An 18,971-nucleotide genomic window follows, 5' to 3' on the forward strand; every position below is an offset into this window, starting at 1 on the left:
TATGCATACAGTAACTAGCGAGGCTGGACCTTTATGTACTTTTCTCATCAAAATCGCGCGCATGGCTCACGTCGTCTGGCAAAAGAAACGGCTGATGCTTTGGCTCAGGCTGAAACAAGAGGCCTGATCAGTGAAGTGATGTACAACGAAGACCAGCCGTGGATGACGCAAATGGTGTTGCTGCCGCTCCTGCAGCAGCTCGGATTGCAGTCCCGCTGGCAGCTGTGGCTGACCCCGCAACAGCGTCTGAGCCGCGAGTGGGTCGAATCCGCGGGTCTGCCGCTGACGAAAGTAATGCAGGTCAGTCAAATGAACCCACAGGTGACGCTGGATTCCATGATCCGTGCGCTGGAGACCGGTAACTACAGCGTGGTGATCGCCTGGCTGCATGATGATTTAACGGATGATGAGCATCGCCGTCTGACGGAAGCGGCGGAGAAAGGCAACGCGATGGGTTTCTTAATGCGCCCCGTTCAGCCCTCGCTTCCCGGTGACCGACCACGTTCTGGCTTAAGAATTCACTCAAGAATGGTGCATTAATCCTTTTTAGGATAAATCCTGGCAAAAATTTGTTCGTGTCTCTTTAGCAGAAGCGATAGTGGCGAATGAACGGCCAGACGGGCGCTAATGTCCGGTTCTGCACTTTACGAGTGTTTAAAATTGACGCAAAAATGTTAAATTTTGCTTTCGCAAGTTGTTTTTTTTCATATGCCTGACGGACTTCACACTTGTAAGTTTTCAACTACGTTGTAGACTTTACCTCGCCAGGGTGCTCATCAATAAACCGACAATATCGGTAGAGTAACCATTGAGCTATACCCCGGTGAAGGATTTAACCGTGAACTTTTCCTCAGGAAAAGCGCATGGCCTTTTTGGATGATAACGAGGCGCAAAAAATGAAAAAGACAGCTATCGCGATTGCAGTGGCACTGGCTGGCTTCGCTACCGTAGCGCAGGCCGCACCGAAAGATAACACCTGGTATGCAGGTGGCAAACTGGGTTGGTCCCAGTTCCACGATACCGGCTTTATCCCTAACGACGGCCCGACTCACGAAAGCCAGCTGGGCGCAGGCGCGTTCGGTGGTTACCAGGTTAACCCGTACGTTGGTTTCGAAATGGGCTACGACTGGCTGGGCCGCATGCCGTATAAAGGCGACACTGTAAACGGCGCTTTCAAAGCACAGGGCGTACAGCTGACCGCTAAACTGGGTTACCCGGTAACCGACGATCTGGACGTTTACACCCGTCTGGGCGGCATGGTATGGCGTGCTGACTCCTCTTCTAACATCGGCGGCGACGACCACGACACTGGCGTTTCTCCGGTATTCGCTGGCGGCGTTGAGTGGGCAATGACCCGTGACATCGCTACCCGTCTGGAATACCAGTGGGTTAACAATATCGGTGACGCGCAGACTGTTGGCGCTCGTCCGGACAACGGCATGCTGAGCGTAGGTGTTTCCTACCGTTTCGGTCAGCAGGAAGATGCAGCTCCGGTTGTAGCTCCGGCTCCGGCTCCGGCTCCGGAAGTACAGACCAAGCACTTCACTCTGAAGTCTGACGTTCTGTTCAACTTCAACAAAGCGACCCTGAAACCGGAAGGTCAGCAGGCGCTGGATCAGATGTACTCTCAGCTGAGCAACCTGGATCCGAAAGACGGTTCCGTCGTGGTTCTGGGCTTCACCGACCGTATCGGTTCTGACTCTTACAACCAGGGTCTGTCCGAGAAACGTGCTCAGTCTGTTGTTGACTACCTGATCTCCAAAGGTATCCCGTCCAACAAGATCTCCGCACGTGGTATGGGCGAATCCAATCCGGTCACTGGCAACACCTGTGACAACGTGAAACCTCGTGCAGCTCTGATCGAGTGCCTGGGTCCGGATCGTCGCGTAGAGATCGAAGTTAAAGGCGTTAAAGACGTTGTAACTCAGCCTCAGGCTTAAGTTAAACGTTAAGAAAAACCCCGCCACGGCGGGGTTTTTTGTTTTCTGGAAGCGTTATGACAGGGATGGGTTTCATAAGAAGCGCGTGTAATCCTTGTTACCTTTGGCCTGAACCGTGCGGTTCAGCCAGCAGAGCGTTATCAACGAGCAGTAAAACGAATAACTGCATTACACCTTTCAAACCCCGCTCGGGTTACTCTTTCTTGCCCAGCAATGCCTGTAAATCCTGCTTCAGCGTCGACATGTGGTTTTCATATTTCTCTTTACGCTCGGCGTCTTCTATCAGCTGAACAATCGTTTCTGAAAGCGTGACGCCGCGACGCTGCGCGAGCCCCGCGAGCCGCTGCCAGACCATAAACTCCAGGTCGATGGACTTTTTACGGGTATGCTGATGCTCAGCATTAAAATGCCGCTTACGACGGGCGCGAATCGTCTGCTTCAGGCGGTTTTGCAGCGCCGGATTCATATGCTGATCAATCCAGCCCAGCACTCTTACCGGTTCGTTTTCCATACCCAGCAAGAGATCCACCGCCTCTTTCGCCGCGCTGGCTTCGACATAACGGGTAATGAGCTCGCCTTCACGATGCTTCTTCACCAGATATTTCCACTTCCAGCCGCTTTCGAGGTTTTCGAGTTGTTGGTATTTCATTGCGATCTCAGGATGACCGTGTAACTCATTTCAGGATAACAGTTTTTTTTCGTTTCGCTGAGGGGAAATAATCGTCTGTGACGCATGGGGAGATTCTGCAGGGCAATATTGGCTTTTCCGGTGTGTTGACCCGCCCATTACGCTATAATCTCGCCTTTTACATCTGACTAAAAAACCTCGACATTGACCATTAACAGACTTACATCACAAGCGCTTGTACCCGATACGGAGACCTTCCAGTCCCGGTTCGCTGAAATGGATGCCGGTTTTGCGGCCGCGCTTGATTTTGAGGCGCTTCAGCCTCGCCTTTACGACGGACTGAGCCAGCTATGCGCTCCACGTCCTTTAAATGATTTCATGCTGGTAAAGGCTGACGAAGAGAAGCCTTTACTGGAGCTTATCGCCAGCACCGCGAAAGCCCTGTTGCCGCCCCAGCCAGAGCTGGTCGGCGGTCACTATCTTATTGAAAACCAAAATATCACCCTGACACCACCCACCGGAACGCCGGGCGATTTCGCAGTGCTTCGCGACGTGGTTGTCGCCAACTGGGCTGAAGCAGGCGAGCTGTTCGGTTGCGTCAGACAGTTTGCTGGCCAGATTTCACTTGAGCCCGGCCTCGTGCATAAAGCGAACGGCGGCATTCTGGTCGTGTCGCTGAAAACGCTGCTGCTGCAACCGCTTTTGTGGCTGCGCCTGAAGCAGATGGTCATCACTAAACGCTTCGACTGGGTCGCGCCGGACGAGACGCGCCCGCTGCCGGTGTCTGTCCCTCCCCTGCCTCTTAATCTTCGCGTCGTGCTGGTAGGCGATCGCGAATCGCTGGCGGATTTCCAGGAGATGGAGCCTGTGCTCGCGCAGCAGGCCATCTACAGCGAATATGAAGACGATCTGCAAATCAGTGATGAAGAAGATATCACGCTCTGGTGCAACTGGGTCTGCGCGCAGGCAGCGGAGCAGCAGTTGCCCGCGCCGGCAAGCGACGCCTGGCCCCTGCTCATCCGGGAAGCCGTGCGCTACACCGGCGACCAGGAAACGCTGCCGATCGACCCGCTCTGGATGGCGCGTCAGTTAACGGAAGTCGCCGCCTTCTGCGACGAGGCGACGTTCAGCGCGGCGCAATTTTCCGACATGCTGGCGCGCCGCGCCTGGCGTGAAGGCTATCTTGCAGAGCGTATGCAGGATGAAATTCTGCTCGGACAGCTTCTGGTTGAAACCGAAGGCGAACGTATCGGTCAGATTAACGCGCTCTCGGTGGTTGAATTTCCGGGGCATCCGCGCGCGTTCGGCGAGCCGTCGCGTATCAGTTGCGTAGTGCATGTCGGCGATGGCGAATTTACCGATATCGAACGCAAAGCGGAACTCGGCGGGAACATTCACGCCAAGGGCATGATGATCATGCAGGCGTTTCTGATGGCGGAGCTGGATCTTGAGCAGCAGATGCCCTTCTCCGCCTCGCTGACGTTCGAGCAGTCCTACAGCGAAGTGGACGGCGACAGTGCCTCGATGGCGGAACTGTGCGCGCTTATCAGCGCGCTGGCCAATGCGCCGCTTAACCAGCAGATTGCCATTACCGGCTCGGTGGATCAGTTTGGCCGCGCGCAGCCGGTCGGCGGGCTTAATGAGAAAATCGAAGGCTTCTTTACCGTCTGTCAGGCCCGCGGCTTAACAGGCAAACAGGGCGTGATTATTCCTTCCGCCAACGTGCGTCATTTATCGTTATGTCAGGCGATTCTGGACGCAGTCGATGAAGGGCAATTTTCCATCTGGGCCATTGATGATGTCACAGATGCGCTACCCTTATTAACCACTCTCCCGTGGGATGGCGAAGGCCAGACGACGCTGCTTGGGATTATTGGCGAGCGAATCGCTCAGGCGACGCAGCAGGATATCCGCCAGCGTCCGTGGCCGTTACGCTGGATGAACTGGTTTAACCACAACTGATCGGACTTGTTCAGCGTACACGTGTTAGCTAACCTGCGGGCTTCACTAAAATAAGGCATACTGAGAACATGGTAGACAAACGCGAATCCTATACGAAAGAAGACCTTCTTGCCTCCGGGCGCGGCGAACTGTTCGGCGCGAACGGCCCGCAACTGCCGGCACCCAACATGTTGATGATGGACCGCGTGGTGAAAATGACCGAAGCCGGCGGTAACTTTGATAAGGGTTACGTGGAAGCGGAACTGGATATCAATCCTGATATGTGGTTCTTTGGTTGCCATTTTATCGGCGATCCGGTGATGCCGGGCTGCCTCGGTCTCGATGCCATGTGGCAGCTGGTCGGCTTCTATTTAGGCTGGCTGGGCGGCGAAGGTAAAGGCCGTGCGCTGGGCGTGGGCGAAGTGAAATTTACCGGCCAGATACTGCCGACGGCGAAAAAAGTGACCTACCGTATCCACTTCAAACGCATCGTAAACCGTCGTCTGGTGATGGGCATTGCCGATGGCGAAGTGCTGGTGGACGGCAAACAGATTTACACCGCGACTGACCTGAAAGTGGGCCTATTCCAGGACACGTCTGCATTCTGATAGCCTCTCACGGCTCCTCAGAAAGGCGAAACCTCCGCAGTGCGGAGGTTTCTTTTTAAAGAGACAAGCTCACGCAATCTGAGCCCTGTCCTCCATGGCTTCTCGCCAGCCTCCCAGCCAATAAGACCTCTGATTCAGGGTCTGGTAAGGACACATTTCTTTGGAGCGTCCGGTGATACCGGCCTGATAACCACGATGATGTGCCCGTTCCAGGCGATCTCTTTTTTGTCTCTTCATGCCTCGTTTCCCTCATTTCAGGTCTGGTGGAAAAGAAAACAGTGATTACATTTTGCGCAATCACCCTTTACGAATACCTGCAAAGTCCAGGAACGTCAATGCGCAAAATTCACGCCAATGTCATATTTGTGAGCTACTTTGGATAACATTTATACAAAAAATGAGGGCGCGATGAGCTTATCTGACTGGCATAAAACAAAAAGCCGCCGCCCTCTTTAAGAAGAAGACGACGGCTTTTAACATCATTCAAATTTTTTATGGCTGACGAGCAACCTCATCAGCAATAGTTTTCGCCTGCTGCTGCCAGGCTTGTGCGAGGGTTTTCACCATCGCGTCATAACCATCCTCTTGCTGCTTAAGTTCGGTATAGAAAGGCCGCTTAATGAGCTGCCCCTTATGCTTAAGCAACCATTCCCCGCTCACGATCACCCGCCCGTCATACCGGCCATGAAAGCCGGTCACGTTGACGTTCAGCGTATCCTGCTCCGCCCCCAGCGGCTGAGCGGAAACCACCCAGCCCGGCAGCGTGGCGCTCAGGTTGGTCACCAGCGTATTGCGTAGTTGCTGATCCAGCGGGCTCGCCCACAAGTTCTGACTGGCAATCACATACTGCACGTCGGTGGTCTGATAGACCACGCCGTTACCTGCCAGGTAATCGGGCACCGATACCTGTTCCACCCACAGCAGGTGCTGGCTGTTCATTGAGGCACTGTGCGCCACCGGCGCGGTAGACGCCGGGAGCTGATACCAGGTGGTTTCCTCTGTGCTGCTACAGGCGCTCAGTAGCGCAACGGCGACAAGCGGGAGCCATTTTTTCATTCTTTCGCCCTCTTCGGCTGCGGGTCCTTTTTCTCTTTCGATTCGAATACCAGCGCGTTGCTCTTCTCATTAAGCGTACGCAGTACCGGCTGAAGCTCACGCAACACCTGATCCAGACGCTGCATATCCGCCACCATTTTGTTATAGGCGGCAGAGCCTGGCTGGAAGCCCTGCATGCTGCGATTAAGCTCGCGCAGCGTTTTTTGCATGTCCGCTGGCAAATCCTGCGCCGACTGGCTGGACGTCAGTTGGTTCAGGTTATCAAGCGTCGTCTGCAGACGGCGCATGGTGCGCTGGCTTTCCGAGAGCGTATTCGTGGCCTGTTCAATCATCGGGTTGAGCGGCAGATTGTTTATCTTATCCAGCGTATCCATCAGACGCTGCTGGATCTGCGCCAGTCCGCTACTTACCGTCGGGATCACCGGGTAGCCGTTGAATGTCGCCATGTCAGTGACCGGCGGCGCTTTCGGGTAGAAATCCAGGTCGACAAACAGTTGCCCGGTCACCAGATTGCCGGTTTTGAGCGTCGCGCGAAGACCTTTCTTCAGCAGATCGTGCATATGGCTGGCGATATTCGGGTCTTCGCCAATCTGATTCGCCAGCCGTTCCGGCTCAATGCGTACCAGTACCGGAATACGGTAATCGGTCGTCACCGCCTGATGCAGGCCAGGCACAAAGAACGGCACCTGCGCGACAGTCCCGAGACGAATGCCGCGGAATTCCACCGGCGCGCCGGGCTGCAGGCCGCGAATGGTATCTTTAAAGAACATCAGATAGTCGATATGTTCGGTATAGAGCGATTCCTGAATGCTGCGCTGGTCATCATAGAGGGTAAAAGCGGTTTTCTCAGCTACCGGCTGCCCGAGTTCCCAGCCATCCGGCACGTCAAAGCTGACGCCGCCGCTAAACAGCGTACTGAGCGAGCCCATCTCCACGCGCATACCGGAAGAACTGAGATCGACCGCGATCCCGCTGTCTTTCCAGAAACGCACGTTGCTGGTCACCAGACGATCGTTCGGCGCATTGATAAAGAGCTGATAACTGATGGAGCGTTTTTGCGGGTCGAACGTGCTGGTTTCTACCGAGCCGACGCGATAACCACGGAACAGCACCGGATCGCCAGGATTAAGTTGTCCGGCTTTGCTGCTGTCGAGGATAACCCGAATGCCTTTAGCATCCGGCGGCGCCAGCGGCGGCGCATCCAGCAGTTTGTAGGACTCCGGCGCGCTGCCTTTCGAGCCCGGCTGAAGTTCAATGTAGGCGCCGGACAAAAGCGTGTTCAGCCCGGTAACGCCCTCGCGTCCGATCTGCGGCTTGACCACCCAGAAGGCGGTATCGCCGTACAGGAGTTTTTCCATGCCAGGGTTCATACGCGCTTTGATTTCGACGTGATGTAAATCGTCGGTCAGTACGGCGCTTTCCACCACGCCGACATCCACGCTGCGGCTCTTGATGGTGGTTTTCCCGCCTTCGATGCCTTCTGCGTTGGTGGTCATCAGCGTCACCACCGGCCCCTGATGGCTGTAGTGATAAAACAGGATCCAGGCGCCGATAAGCGCGGTAATTATTGGGAAGATCCAGACCGGCGACCAGTTTTTCACCTTCTTAATCTTCGCTTCCCCGCGATTATTTTCCATGTTCGGGTAACTCCTCATAACTTGAATCAGGCACACGGTCCCAGGAAAGACGCGGGTCGAAGGTCATGGCGGCGAACATGGTGATAATCACCACCATCGCAAACATAACTGCTCCCCAGGCCGGGTAAATATTCATCAGCGCGCCCATGCGCACCAGCGCGGAGAGCACGGCAATCACAAAGACGTCGATCATCGACCAGCGGCCGACGAACTCCACTACTTCATACATCAGATGCATTCGTTCGCGCTCCTGACGCCCGTAACCTTTGGCGTCAAGGCACAGCCAGCCGAGGGCGATCATCTTAAGCGTCGGCACCATAATACTGGCGATGAAAATCACCAGCGCTACCGGGTAAGAGCCTTCATTCCAGATGAGGATCACGCCCGCGATAATGGTGGAGGGCATTCTGTCACCCAGCAGATCGGTAATCATGATGGGCAGCAGATTCGCGGGCAGATAAAGCATGATGGAGCAAATGAGCAGCGAGACGGTCCACTGCAGGCTGTGTTTACGGCGTACATGGGCGTGGGTATGGCAGCGCGGGCAGCGGCCCTCATCGCCGGGAAGGATGGCGGTGCAGCACGGACAGGCCCGCAGTCCCTGACGGATACCGGCGACGCCCACTTTTAGCGGCTGAGCCACCGGCGGCATCGGCGCGATATCATCCCAGAGCCAGCGGCGATCCACGCACTGGAAAGCGCGCAACTGTAATATGCAGAACAGACACCAGGGGATAAAGCTGCTGCCAATGCCGATATCGCCATAGGCAATCAGCTTCACAAAGCTCACCAGCACGCCCGCGAGGAAGATTTCGGCCATGCCCCAGCTACGTAGCTGAAACAGCACGCGGGCCATGGCGATTTTAAGCCGCGGCGGCAGCGTGACGCGGTTGACCAGCAACAGGATTGTGACCAGACAGAACGCCGGCACGAGCTGGACAAACAGCATGAACAGCGAGCCAAGGCTCGCATAGTCTTCATTAAACAGGACGCGAGGGATTTCCAGCAGCGTCACTTCGCTGCTAACGCCCGCCGCTTCCATATTGACGAAGGGAAAAAGGTTAGAGAGCAGCAGCATGAACAGCGCGGCCAGCGCATATGCCGTAGGGCGCTGGCGGGGTGCCGCCCACTCGACAACCAGCGTCGTGTCGCAGCGGGGGCAATGCGCCTTTTGCCCCGGCGCCAGCGCCGGGAGCTTTACCAGAAGATCGCATTGCGGGCAGAGCATATGCTCGCCCGCATGATGACGTTCACGCATGCGGGTTCCTGAATAATCAGCTGTTTTTAAGTGATTCAAGATATTCCCAGCGCTCGAACGCTTCTTCCAGCGCGGCTTCGGCGGCGCTCAGCTGCGCCAGCACATCCTGCGTAACGTCATGAGGCTGGTTAAAGAACGCCGCATCGCTGACTTTCGCCTGCAGGGCCTCAAGCTCTGCCTCCAGCGTCTCCAGACGGGCGGGCAGCTGTTCCAGTTCGCGCTGCAAGTTATAGCTTAGTTTGTTGCTGCCTCGTTTAACAGTTTCTGCCTTCGACTCCGCAGCGGGCTCCGCTTTTTTCGCTGTCGACTGCTGCATCGTGCGCGATGAGGCCTGCTGGCCGCGGGCGTCGTGATAGCCGCCTACATACTGACCGATGCGGCCTTCGCCTTCGAAAATCCAGCATTCGGTTACGGTGTTGTCCACAAACTGACGGTCATGGCTCACCAGCAGTACGGTGCCCTGATAACTGTCGATAAGCTCTTCCAGCAGCTCGAGCGTTTCCACGTCGAGGTCGTTGGTCGGTTCATCGAGGATCAGCAGGTTGCTGGGCTTGAGGAACAGACGCGCCAGCAGCAGGCGGTTACGTTCACCGCCGGAGAGCGCGCGCACCGGCGTCATGGCGCGCTTCGGATGGAACAGGAAGTCCTGCAGATAGCCAAGCACGTGGCGCGGCTTGCCGTTCACCATTACTTCCTGTTTGCCTTCGGCGAGGTTGTCCATCACCGTGCGTTCCGGATCCAGCTCCGCGCGGTGCTGGTCGAAGTACGCGACTTCCAGCTTAGTGCCGCAATGCACCCGGCCGCTGTCGGCCTTAAGCTGGCCGAGCATCAGTTTGAGCAGCGTGGTTTTACCACAGCCGTTCGGCCCCACCAGCGCGATTTTATCGCCGCGCTGCACCTGGGCGGAGAAATCGCTCACCAGCACTTTCTCGCCGACACGGTAGTTGACGTTTTCCATCTCAAAGACGATTTTGCCGGAGCGGGTCGCCTCTTCCACCTGCATCTTCGCGCTGCCCATCACTTCACGGCGCTCGCCGCGTTCGCGACGCATCGCCTTGAGCGCGCGCACGCGGCCCTCGTTACGGGTACGACGCGCTTTGATGCCCTGGCGGATCCACACTTCTTCCTGCGCCAGCTTGCGGTCGAACTCCGCGTTTTGCAGATCTTCGACGCGCAGCGCTTCTTCCTTCGCCACCAGATACTTATCGTAGTCGCCCGGATAAGAAACCAGTTTGCCGCGGTCGAGATCGACGATGCGTGTCGCCATGTTGCGAATAAACGAACGGTCGTGCGAGATAAACACGATGCTGCCGGAGAACGATTTCAGGAAGTTCTCCAGCCAGTCGATAGTCTCGATGTCCAGATGGTTAGTCGGCTCGTCGAGCAGCAGCACGCGCGGCGCGCTGACCAGCGCCCGGCCCAGCGCCGCTTTACGCAGCCAGCCGCCCGAGAGCGACGCCAGCGGCGTATCGGCATCCAACTCCAGCTGCGCGAGGACTTCGGTGATGCGGTTTTCAAGCTGCCACAAGTCGTGGTGCTCCAGCATCTCCTGCACTTTTGCGAGTTCTGACAGGTTTTTATCGCTTGGATCGCTCATGACCAGATGCGAAATCTGATGATAACGCTTCAGGTATTCAGCCTGCTCCGCCACGCCTTCCGCGACGAAATCATAAACGGTGCCCGCAACGTTACGCGGCGGATCCTGTTGCAGACGCGCCACGACCAGATCCTGCTCATAGATCAGGCGGCCATCATCCAGCGGCAACTCATGGTTGAGGATTTTCATCAGGGTCGATTTACCGGCCCCGTTGCGCCCCACCAGGCAGACACGCTCATTTTCTTCGATATGCAGTTCGGCATTATCGAGCAGCGGCGCATCGCTGAAAGAGAGCCAGGCGCCATGCATACTGATTAACGACATAATTCTTTATTCCTTGGTCTGGTGAGTAACAAGCCAGCAGTTGTGGATCTGGCGGTTGCGCGCGAAGTCCTGAGAGAGCGTTTTTTGTGTGATGTCTTGCGCTTTCAGGCCCAGGGCCGCAAGCCCTTCGTGATCCATCTTGAACCCACGCTTGTTATTGGAAAACATAATCGTCCCGTCGCGACGCAGCAGACGCTTGAGATCTTTCATCAGACGCAGATGATCGCGCTGCACGTCGAACGTCTCTTCCATACGTTTGGAGTTAGAGAACGTCGGCGGATCGATAAAGATCAGGTCGAACTGCTCATCGCTCTCGGCAAGCCAGCTCAGGCAGTCGGCCTGAATCAGACGATGCGCGCGGCCGCTCAGCCCGTTAAGGCGTAAGTTGCGCTCCGCCCACTCCAGATAAGTGCGTGACATATCCACCGTGGTGGTAGAGCGCGCGCCGCCGAGGCCCGCATGGACGCTGGCGCTGCCGGTGTAGGAGAAGAGATTCAGGAAATCTTTGCCTTTGCTCATCTGGCCGAGCATCCGGCGCGCGATGCGGTGATCGAGGAACAAGCCGGTATCGAGATAATCCGTCAGGTTGACCAGCAGGCGCGCGTTAAACTCATGCACTTCCATAAACTCGCCCTTCTGGGCCAGTTTCTCATACTGATTTTTGCCTTTCTGGCGTTCGCGGGTTTTCAGCACCAGCTTATTCGGCGCCAGGCCAAGCACCGACAGCGTGGCGGCAATCACGTCAAACAGACGCTGACGCGCTTTTTCGGGCTCAATGGTTTTAGGCGGCGCATATTCCTGAATCACGACCCAGTCGGCGTAGCGGTCTACCGCCACGTTGTAGTCCGGCAGGTCGGCATCATACAGGCGATAACATTCAATGCCTTCCTGTTTCGCCCACTTATCCAGCTTCTTCAGATTTTTACGCAGGCGATTGGCGTAATCTTCCGCCACCTGGGCTGGCGCGGCGCCCGGCTGCGTCGGCGCCAGACGATAGTTTTTCTGTACGCAATCAAGCGGGCCGTTTTTCGCTTTGAACTGGCGGTCAGCGCGCAGTTGCAGGCAGCTCAAGAGCTCCGGCGAGGCGCTAAACAGCGACAGGTTCCAGCCGCCGAACTGGTTTTTCATGATGCGGCCCAGCAGGCTGTGCAGCGCAATCAGCGCCGGTTCGCTCTCCAGACGCTCGCCGTAAGGCGGGTTGCTGATAACGGTGCCGGTCGGCCCTTCCGGCAGCGGGTTGGTCAGATTCGCCACATCCTGAGCTGAGAACGCAATGATGTCGGCAAGCCCGGCGCGACGGGCGTTGGTGCGGGCGCGCTCAATCACGCGCGGATCGTTATCGGAGCCATAGAAGCGCGAGGCGTACTCGCTGAGGCCGCGACGCGCACGCACCTGCGCCTCGGTTTTCACTTCTTTCCAGACGCTCTCGTCATGCTGCGCCCAACCGTTAAAGCCCCAGTGGGTGCGGTGCAGTCCTGGCGCGCGATCGGTGGCTATCATCGCCGCCTCAATCAGCAGCGTGCCGGAGCCGCACATCGGGTCAAGCAGCGGGGTGCCTGGCTCCCAGCCGGAGCGCATCACAATCGCCGCCGCCAGGTTCTCTTTGATGGGCGCCTGGCCGGTGCGATCGCGATAGCCGCGCTGGTGCAGGCCTTCGCCGCTAAGATCGATAGCGATGCTGGCGGTGTCTTTATTCAGCCAGACATTAATACGCAGATCCGGCAGCTCGCGATCGACGCTCGGACGCGGCAGATTTTTACGGGTAAAGGCGTCGACAATCGCGTCTTTAACCTTCATGGCGCCATACTGGCTGTTGCGAATGGTGTCGTTAAGACCGCTGAAATGAACGGCAAACGTGGCGTCGGGCGCGAAAATGCTCGTCCAGTCGATAGCCTGAACGCCCAGATAAAGATCCAGGTCGCTGTAAACCGCGCATTCGCCAAGCGGCAGCAGGATACGCGACGCCAGGCGACTCCACATCAGGCTTTGATAAACCAGAGCCGCATCGCCCTGAAAATGCACGCCTCCCTGAACCACCTGGCACTCTTGCGCGCCCAGGTTTTCCAGTTCAGTTTTTAACAGCTCTTCGAGCCCACGCGCCGTACTGGCAAACAAAGCATTCATATCGTCACTTCAGTAAAAAGAAAATAGTGGCGCATTATAGCCAATCCCGCACGCATGTCATAAAGTTGCCCTTCTATTTCTTATGCCGGGAGGGCATACGCCATGGTTTTATCGCAGCTTTTTATTCATCCGGTGAAATCGATGCGTGGGTTGCAGGTCTCCCACGCGCTGGCGGACGTGAGCGGCCTCGCCAGTGACCGCGCGTTTATGGTGACGGAAACCGATGGCACCTTTATTACCGCGCGCCAGTATCCGCAAATGGTGCTCTTCACGCCCGCACTGCTGCCGGACGGGCTGCACCTCACGGCACCCGATGGCAGCTGCGCCGCGGTTCGCTTCAATGATTTTGAAGCCGCCCCCGCGCCGACGGAAGTCTGGGGCAACCATTTCACCGCGCTTATCGCGCCTGCGAGCATCAACCAGTGGCTGAGCGGCTTTTTCGGCCGTGACGTGCAGTTGCGCTGGGTTGGCCCGTCGCTCACGCGCCGCGTGAAACTCCATCCCGGCGTGCCGCTCGGTTTCGCCGACGGCTTCCCGTATCTGCTCGCTAACGAGGCCTCGCTGCGCGATCTGCAAAAGCGCTGTCCGGCGGGCGTGGCGATGAATCAGTTTCGCCCGAATCTGGTCGTTTCTGGCGTTGAGGCGTGGGCGGAGGATACCTGGAAAGTGATCCGCATCGGCGAAGTCGTGTTTGACGTCGCCAAACCGTGCAGCCGCTGCGTCTTTACCACCGTCAGCCCCGAGCGCGGGCGTAAACACCCGAGCGGCGAACCGCTGGCGACGCTGCAAAAATTCCGCACGGCGCTGGATAACGGCGATGTCGACTTCGGCCTGAACCTGATTGCCCGTAATAGCGGCGTGATCCGCGCAGGCGATCGCGTTGAAGTCCTTTCGACCGGCCCGGCACGGCTTTATGGCGCAGGCGACGTGGAAGAGAGCGTCATGCCGGTAACAAGCGCGGCGGCGCAGGTGTCTGTCGAATGGGAAGGCAAGTGCTTTAACGGGAATAATCAGCAGGTGGTGCTGGAGCAGCTTGAACAGCAAGGCATTCGGGTGCCCTACTCCTGCCGCGCCGGGATTTGCGGCAGCTGCCGCGTGACGCTGCTGGAAGGGGAAGTGACGCCGCTTAAGAAAAGCGCGCTGAGTGACGATGGCACCTTCTTAAGCTGTAGCTGCGTGCCGGCAGGCCCGGTACGGCTCGCGCGTTAAACGGCCTGATCGAGGCTCAACGATGGCGCGCTCGCCAGCGGTTTGAGCCTGTCGTTCATCACTTTAATCGCATCTCCTAACTGCATCGCGCGGCCCGCGAGCGTCAACCCAGGCTGCGCCAGAAGGCAGAGCGTGGCGTTATCGCCAGGTTCAACCACCAGCAGATTCACGGCCTCGCCGCTGTCGCTCAGCCACACGCACGCGGCATCGCCGCAGCCAGGCGACCATTCAGCGTCGTCATGGGCTAAGAAGTGCCAGCTTTTCGGCATCTGGGGTTTAAGAAAACGGATAGCGACGAGGGCGTTCAGTACCAGTTCGGCGCGCTGTTCAGCGGCAAGGGGAAGGTCACGGCATTTTTCATCGAAGGAGAACCAGAGCGCGGCGTCATCCACGCAGAATCCAGCAGGATCGAACGCGTCGGGGGTCAACATTTTGCGGGCAAAACGCGAGCGAAACAGCATGCCGTTGGCCAGATCGAGCATCATCCGGTCGTGCTCATCATCGTAATACCATCGCCAGTTATCGTCCGGCTTTATGCGCATCATTACCCCCTGGTGCGATGAAACTCAAAATTATTTCCCTTATTTTGCCGCTTCGTTTATTCCCTCATTACGCTAATGACAATGACGTTTAAATTAGCAACAACCGCGGAATATAAAACAACCAGGGCTGAAAATAAAGCCCTGGTGGTCTCATATAGGGAAATGCTTAAAGGTGGGTCACAATTTCTTTAACGAGCGGCGGGCCTTTGAAAATAAAGCCGGAATAGATCTGAATAAGCGAAGCGCCAGCCGCCATTTTTTCGCGCGCGGCGATGACGGAATCAATACCGCCGACGCCGATAATCGGCAGACGCCCTTGCAGCTCCTGATTTAACAGGCGAATGATTTCCGTACTTTTTAATTGCAGAGGACGACCGCTTAATCCGCCCGTTTCATCGCAATATTTCATGCCCTGCACCAGACTGCGATCCAGCGTGGTATTGGTCGCAATAACCCCATCAATATTATGGCGCACCAGGCTGTCAGCCACCTGGATCAATTCTTCTACAGAAAGATCCGGCGCGATCTTTACGGCTACCGGCACATATTTATGGTGCTTTTGCGAAAGCACTTGCTGCTGATTTTTAATGGCGGCGAGAAGATCGTCCAGCGCTTCGCCATATTGCAGCGAACGCAGACCGGGGGTATTCGGCGACGAGATATTGATTGCGATATACCCGGCATAGGGAAACACCTTCTCCATACAGATCAGGTAGTCATCTTTTCCCTGCTCTACGGGCGTATCTTTATTTTTCCCGATATTAATGCCGAGCACGCCGTCAAAATGCGCTTTTTTGACGTTCTCCACCAGGTTGTCCACGCCGAGATTATTAAAGCCCATGCGGTTAATCAGCCCCTCCGCCTCGACCAGACGGAACAGACGCGGCTTGTCGTTGCCCGGCTGCGGACGCGGCGTCACAGTGCCTATCTCAACGGCGCCAAACCCCATCGCGCCAAGCGCGTCGATGCACTCGCCGTTTTTATCAAGGCCAGCGGCGAGCCCCAGCGGGTTCTTAAACGTCAGCCCCATGCAGGTAACCGGTTTTGACGGCACTTTCTGGCGCAGCAGCGCTTCAAGTGGCGTGCCGGTGATGCGGCGCATCTGCTGGAAGGTAAATTCGTGAGCGCGCTCGGGGTCGAGCTGAAACAGGGCTTTTCGAACGAAGGGGTAGTACATGAACTCTCCTGGATTCCCGGTGTGCAAACCGGGGCGCTATTATCTGCGATCCGCTTCACAAAGGGAATTGACCTGCGGCAAAAAAGGCCCTGAGAAAGCAAACGTTTTCCTTTTTCTGCCCGAATATGCGTTTTTCGGCAAAGCATCGCCGATATTTTTAGTTTCTCACGGCCAGCCCCTCTGCCACTATCCTCTCATATTGTTATTAATGTTAATTAAAAACCGTATTTTGGTTATAAGGAGGTGGTATGCGGGTTATTACTCTGGCGGGAAGCCCACGCTTTCCTTCACGCTCCAGCGCCCTGCTCTCATATCTGGCGGGTGAACTTACCCGGCTGGATGTCGAAGTCTGTCACTGGCATATCCAGAATTTCGCGGCAGAGGATCTGCTCTACGCGCGCTTCGACAGCCCGGCGCTGCAGACGCTTATTGAACAGCTTCAGCAGGCCGACGGCGTCATCATCGCCACCCCTATCTATAAAGCGTCGTTTTCCGGCGCGCTGAAGACGCTGCTCGATCTGCTGCCCGAACGGGCTCTTGATAAGAAAGTGGTGCTGCCGGTCGCGACCGGCGGCTCGGTAGGCCATCTGCTGGCGCTGGACTACGCGCTCAAACCCGTGCTCAACGCGTTGAAGGCGCAGGAGATCCTGCATGGCGTCTTCGCCGATGACAGCCAGGTGCTGGATTATCACCACCAGCCGCGCTTTTCCCCCCTGTTACAAACGCGTCTTGACGACGCGCTGGAGACTTTCTGGCAGGCGCTGACACGCCGCCATCTGGCGACCCCTGCGCCGCAATCCACAAGGAGAACGTTACATGCTTAATCTTTTGCGCCGCCGCGCCGCGCCGCTGTTGGCAGCCAGCCTCACGCTTTTCGCCGCGGGCGTCAGCGCCGCTGCGCCGCAGCCGGAAGCGCTGCGCATCGGTTATCAGAAAGGGTCCGTCAGTATGGTGCTGGCGAAAAGCCATCATCTGCTTGAGCAACGTTATCCGCATACCACAATCACCTGGGTTGAATTCCCGGCGGGCCCGCAGCTGCTTGAGGCGCTGAATGTCGGCAGTATCGATCTCGGCAGTACCGGCGACATTCCGCCGATCTTCGCCCAGGCGGCGGGCGCAGACCTGGTCTATATCGGCAGCGAGCCGCCGAAGCCGAAAGCCGAGGTGCTGCTGGTTGCTGAAAACAGCCCGATTAAAAGCGTCGCCGAACTGAAAGGCCATAAAGTCGCGTTCCAGAAAGGCTCCAGCTCCCACAACCTGCTGCTGCGCGCGCTGCAAAAAGCCGGGCTGAAATTTACCGATATTCAGCCGGTGTACCTGACGCCCGCCGATGCGCGCGCCGCGTTTACGCAGGGTAATGTCGACGCCTGGGCTATCTGGGATCCTTACTACTCCGCCGCGCTCATTCAGGGTGGCGTGCGGGTGCTGACCGACGGCACCGATCTCGATCTCACCGGATCGTTCTATCTCGCCTCTCGCCCCTACGCGCAGAAATATGGCGAATTCCTGACCGGCGTGCTGGAGAGCTTCAGCGAAGCGGACGCCCTGACCCGCAGCCAGCGCAAAGCGAGCGTGAAACTGTTCGCGCAGAGCATCGGGCTGCCGGAGCCGGTGATTGAGCTCTATTTCGATCACCGTCCGCCGACGCGCATCACGCCGGTCAATGAAGAAACGGCCGTGCGCCAGCAGCACACCGCCGATCTGTTTTATGACAACCATCTGGTTCCAAAGAAAGTTGATATCCGCAGCCGCATCTGGTCCGGCGCTACTGAAGGAGCGAAATCATGAGTCTGAATCTGTTCTGGTTTTTACCGACCCACGGGGATGGCCACTATCTCGGTAGCGACGCGGGCGCCCGCCCGGTGGATCACGGTTACCTGCAACAAATCGCGCAGGCCGCCGACCGTCTTGGATTTACGGGCGTGCTGATCCCGACCGGGCGTTCCTGCGAGGATGCGTGGCTGGTGGCAGCCTCCATGATCCCGGTGACCCAGCGGCTGAAGTTTCTGGTCGCGTTGCGCCCGTCGGTGGTGTCGCCGACCGTCGCGGCGCGTCAGGCGGCGACGCTGGACAGGCTTTCCAACGGCCGCGCGCTCTTTAACCTGGTGACCGGCAGCGATCCGCAGGAGCTCGCCGGTGACGGCGTGTTCCTCGATCACACCGCGCGTTATGAGGCGTCGGCGGAGTTCACCCGCGTCTGGCGCCGCCTGCTTGAAGGCGAAAAGGTCGATTTTGAAGGCAAGCATATCAAAGTGCGCGGCGCGCAACTCTTGTTCCCCCCGGTACAACAGCCGCGTCCGCCGCTCTACTTCGGCGGCTCGTCCGATGTGGCGCAGGATCTGGCCGCCGAGCAGGTCGATCTCTATCTGACCTGGGGCGAGCCGCCGGAGCAGGTGAAGGAGAAAATAGCCCAGGTGCGCGCCAAAGCGGCGGCCCACGGGCGCACGGTACGCTTCGGCATTCGCCTGCATGTGATTGTTCGTGAAACCAGCGAAGAAGCCTGGCAGGCCGCCGACCGGCTGATCGCCCATCTCGACGATGACACGATCGCCAAAGCGCAGGCGGCGTTCGCGCGTCAGGATTCGGTCGGCCAGCAGCGCATGGCGGCGCTGCACGGCGGGCGCCGCGACCAGCTTGAGATAAGCCCTAATCTCTGGGCGGGCGTAGGGCTGGTGCGCGGCGGCGCAGGCACGGCCCTGGTGGGCGATGGCCCGACGGTGGCGGCGCGCATTAATGAGTACGCGTCGCTTGGCATCGACAGCTTTATTCTCTCCGGTTACCCGCATCTCGAAGAGGCGTACCGCGTAGGCGAGCTTTTATTCCCGCATCTCGATGTCGCCATCCCCGACGTGCCGCAGCCGCGCGCACTGACGGCGCAAGGCGAAGCGGTAGCCAATGAATTTATACCGCGCCGGGTGGCGCAGAGTTAA

At 57.5% G+C, this 18,971-nt stretch carries 17 protein-coding genes; 8 read left to right on the forward strand and 9 right to left on the reverse strand.

The genetic code is table 11. The annotated features are described in order from the left end of the window. Positions 1 to 33 precede the first annotated feature (33 nt). Together sulA and ompA are read left to right on the forward strand one after the other, a co-directional pair. A complete protein-coding gene (gene sulA / locus AACV31_RS20505; protein ID WP_007768910.1) occupies positions 34 to 540 on the forward strand; it encodes an SOS-induced cell division inhibitor SulA in 507 nt (168 codons plus the stop codon). A gap of 356 nt (positions 541 to 896) precedes the next feature. Further along, a complete protein-coding gene (gene ompA / locus AACV31_RS20510; RefSeq protein WP_105538005.1) occupies positions 897 to 1,940 on the forward strand; it encodes a porin OmpA in 1,044 nt (347 codons plus the stop codon). A gap of 193 nt (positions 1,941 to 2,133) precedes the next feature. On the opposite strand, the gene matP is transcribed toward ompA, so the two are convergent. Further along, the gene (gene matP, locus AACV31_RS20515) at positions 2,134 to 2,589 is read right to left on the reverse strand and encodes a macrodomain Ter protein MatP (protein ID WP_007768907.1); all 456 of its coding nucleotides are present in this window, start codon (positions 2,587 to 2,589) and stop codon (positions 2,134 to 2,136) included. 183 nt (positions 2,590 to 2,772) lie between these two features. On the opposite strand from matP, the gene AACV31_RS20520 reads away from it, so the two are divergent. Further along, the gene (locus AACV31_RS20520; RefSeq protein WP_185155292.1) at positions 2,773 to 4,530 is read left to right on the forward strand and encodes an AAA family ATPase; all 1,758 of its coding nucleotides are present in this window, start codon (positions 2,773 to 2,775) and stop codon (positions 4,528 to 4,530) included. Positions 4,531 to 4,598: 68 nt separating this feature from the next. Beyond that, entirely contained in the window at positions 4,599 to 5,117 is a 519-nt protein-coding gene (gene fabA / locus AACV31_RS20525; protein ID WP_007768901.1) for a bifunctional 3-hydroxydecanoyl-ACP dehydratase/trans-2-decenoyl-ACP isomerase, read from the forward strand. 69 nt (positions 5,118 to 5,186) lie between these two features. Here fabA and rmf read toward each other — a convergent pair whose 3' ends face one another. The 6 genes from rmf to rlmKL form a co-directional block, all read right to left on the reverse strand. Beyond that, positions 5,187 to 5,354, reverse strand: coding sequence for a ribosome modulation factor (gene rmf, locus AACV31_RS20530; protein WP_004385424.1), 168 nt, complete (start codon positions 5,352 to 5,354; stop codon positions 5,187 to 5,189). Between the two features lie 255 nt (positions 5,355 to 5,609). Further along, positions 5,610 to 6,173, reverse strand: a complete 564-nt coding sequence (gene pqiC, locus AACV31_RS20535; protein ID WP_015740754.1) for a membrane integrity-associated transporter subunit PqiC — start codon at positions 6,171 to 6,173, stop codon at positions 5,610 to 5,612. Further along, positions 6,170 to 7,810, reverse strand: a complete 1,641-nt coding sequence (pqiB, locus tag AACV31_RS20540; RefSeq protein WP_075198812.1) for an intermembrane transport protein PqiB — start codon at positions 7,808 to 7,810, stop codon at positions 6,170 to 6,172. Before pqiB ends, pqiC begins: the two co-directional genes overlap by 4 nt. After that, positions 7,800 to 9,068 carry a membrane integrity-associated transporter subunit PqiA gene (pqiA, locus tag AACV31_RS20545; protein WP_165153545.1) on the reverse strand — a complete coding sequence of 423 codons (1,269 nt, stop codon included), beginning with the start codon at positions 9,066 to 9,068 and terminating at the stop codon, positions 7,800 to 7,802. The genes pqiB and pqiA overlap by 11 nt, the downstream gene beginning before the upstream one ends. Positions 9,069 to 9,084: 16 nt before the next feature. Next, positions 9,085 to 10,989: an ABC transporter ATP-binding protein gene (locus tag AACV31_RS20550; protein ID WP_007768892.1), complete on the reverse strand. Its 1,905-nt coding sequence runs from the start codon at positions 10,987 to 10,989 to the stop codon at positions 9,085 to 9,087. A gap of 6 nt (positions 10,990 to 10,995) precedes the next feature. Continuing rightward, entirely contained in the window at positions 10,996 to 13,113 is a 2,118-nt protein-coding gene (gene rlmKL, locus AACV31_RS20555) for a bifunctional 23S rRNA (guanine(2069)-N(7))-methyltransferase RlmK/23S rRNA (guanine(2445)-N(2))-methyltransferase RlmL (RefSeq protein ID WP_165153543.1), read from the reverse strand. A 102-nt stretch (positions 13,114 to 13,215) separates the two neighbouring features. Between rlmKL and AACV31_RS20560 the strand changes: the two genes are divergently transcribed. Further along, positions 13,216 to 14,322 (forward strand): YcbX family protein, encoded by a 1,107-nt coding sequence (locus AACV31_RS20560; RefSeq protein ID WP_165153541.1) that lies wholly within the window; start codon positions 13,216 to 13,218, stop codon positions 14,320 to 14,322. Here AACV31_RS20560 and zapC read toward each other — a convergent pair. After that, complete coding sequence (zapC, locus tag AACV31_RS20565) at positions 14,319 to 14,864, reverse strand: cell division protein ZapC (protein ID WP_075198808.1); 546 nt, start codon at positions 14,862 to 14,864, stop codon at positions 14,319 to 14,321. The two genes, AACV31_RS20560 and zapC, sit on opposite strands and share 4 nt — an antisense overlap. Before the next feature lie 166 nt (positions 14,865 to 15,030). Beyond that, entirely contained in the window at positions 15,031 to 16,041 is a 1,011-nt protein-coding gene (gene pyrD / locus AACV31_RS20570) for a quinone-dependent dihydroorotate dehydrogenase (RefSeq protein WP_105537979.1), read from the reverse strand. Between the two features lie 248 nt (positions 16,042 to 16,289). Here pyrD and ssuE point away from each other — a divergent pair, with 248 nt between their 5' ends. From ssuE to ssuD, 3 genes are read left to right on the forward strand one after another with little or no spacing between them, the layout of a single operon-like run. Beyond that, entirely contained in the window at positions 16,290 to 16,865 is a 576-nt protein-coding gene (ssuE, locus tag AACV31_RS20575; protein ID WP_165153539.1) for an NADPH-dependent FMN reductase, read from the forward strand. Further along, positions 16,858 to 17,829 (forward strand): sulfonate ABC transporter substrate-binding protein, encoded by a 972-nt coding sequence (locus AACV31_RS20580; protein ID WP_105537981.1) that lies wholly within the window; start codon positions 16,858 to 16,860, stop codon positions 17,827 to 17,829. Before ssuE ends, AACV31_RS20580 begins: the two co-directional genes overlap by 8 nt. Further along, positions 17,826 to 18,971 carry an FMNH2-dependent alkanesulfonate monooxygenase gene (ssuD, locus tag AACV31_RS20585; RefSeq protein ID WP_075198804.1) on the forward strand — a complete coding sequence of 382 codons (1,146 nt, stop codon included), beginning with the start codon at positions 17,826 to 17,828 and terminating at the stop codon, positions 18,969 to 18,971. The genes AACV31_RS20580 and ssuD overlap by 4 nt, the downstream gene beginning before the upstream one ends.

The sequence above is a fragment of the Cronobacter sp. EKM101R genome (assembly GCF_963888145.1).
In the GTDB taxonomy this organism is placed as follows: domain Bacteria; phylum Pseudomonadota; class Gammaproteobacteria; order Enterobacterales; family Enterobacteriaceae; genus Cronobacter; species Cronobacter turicensis.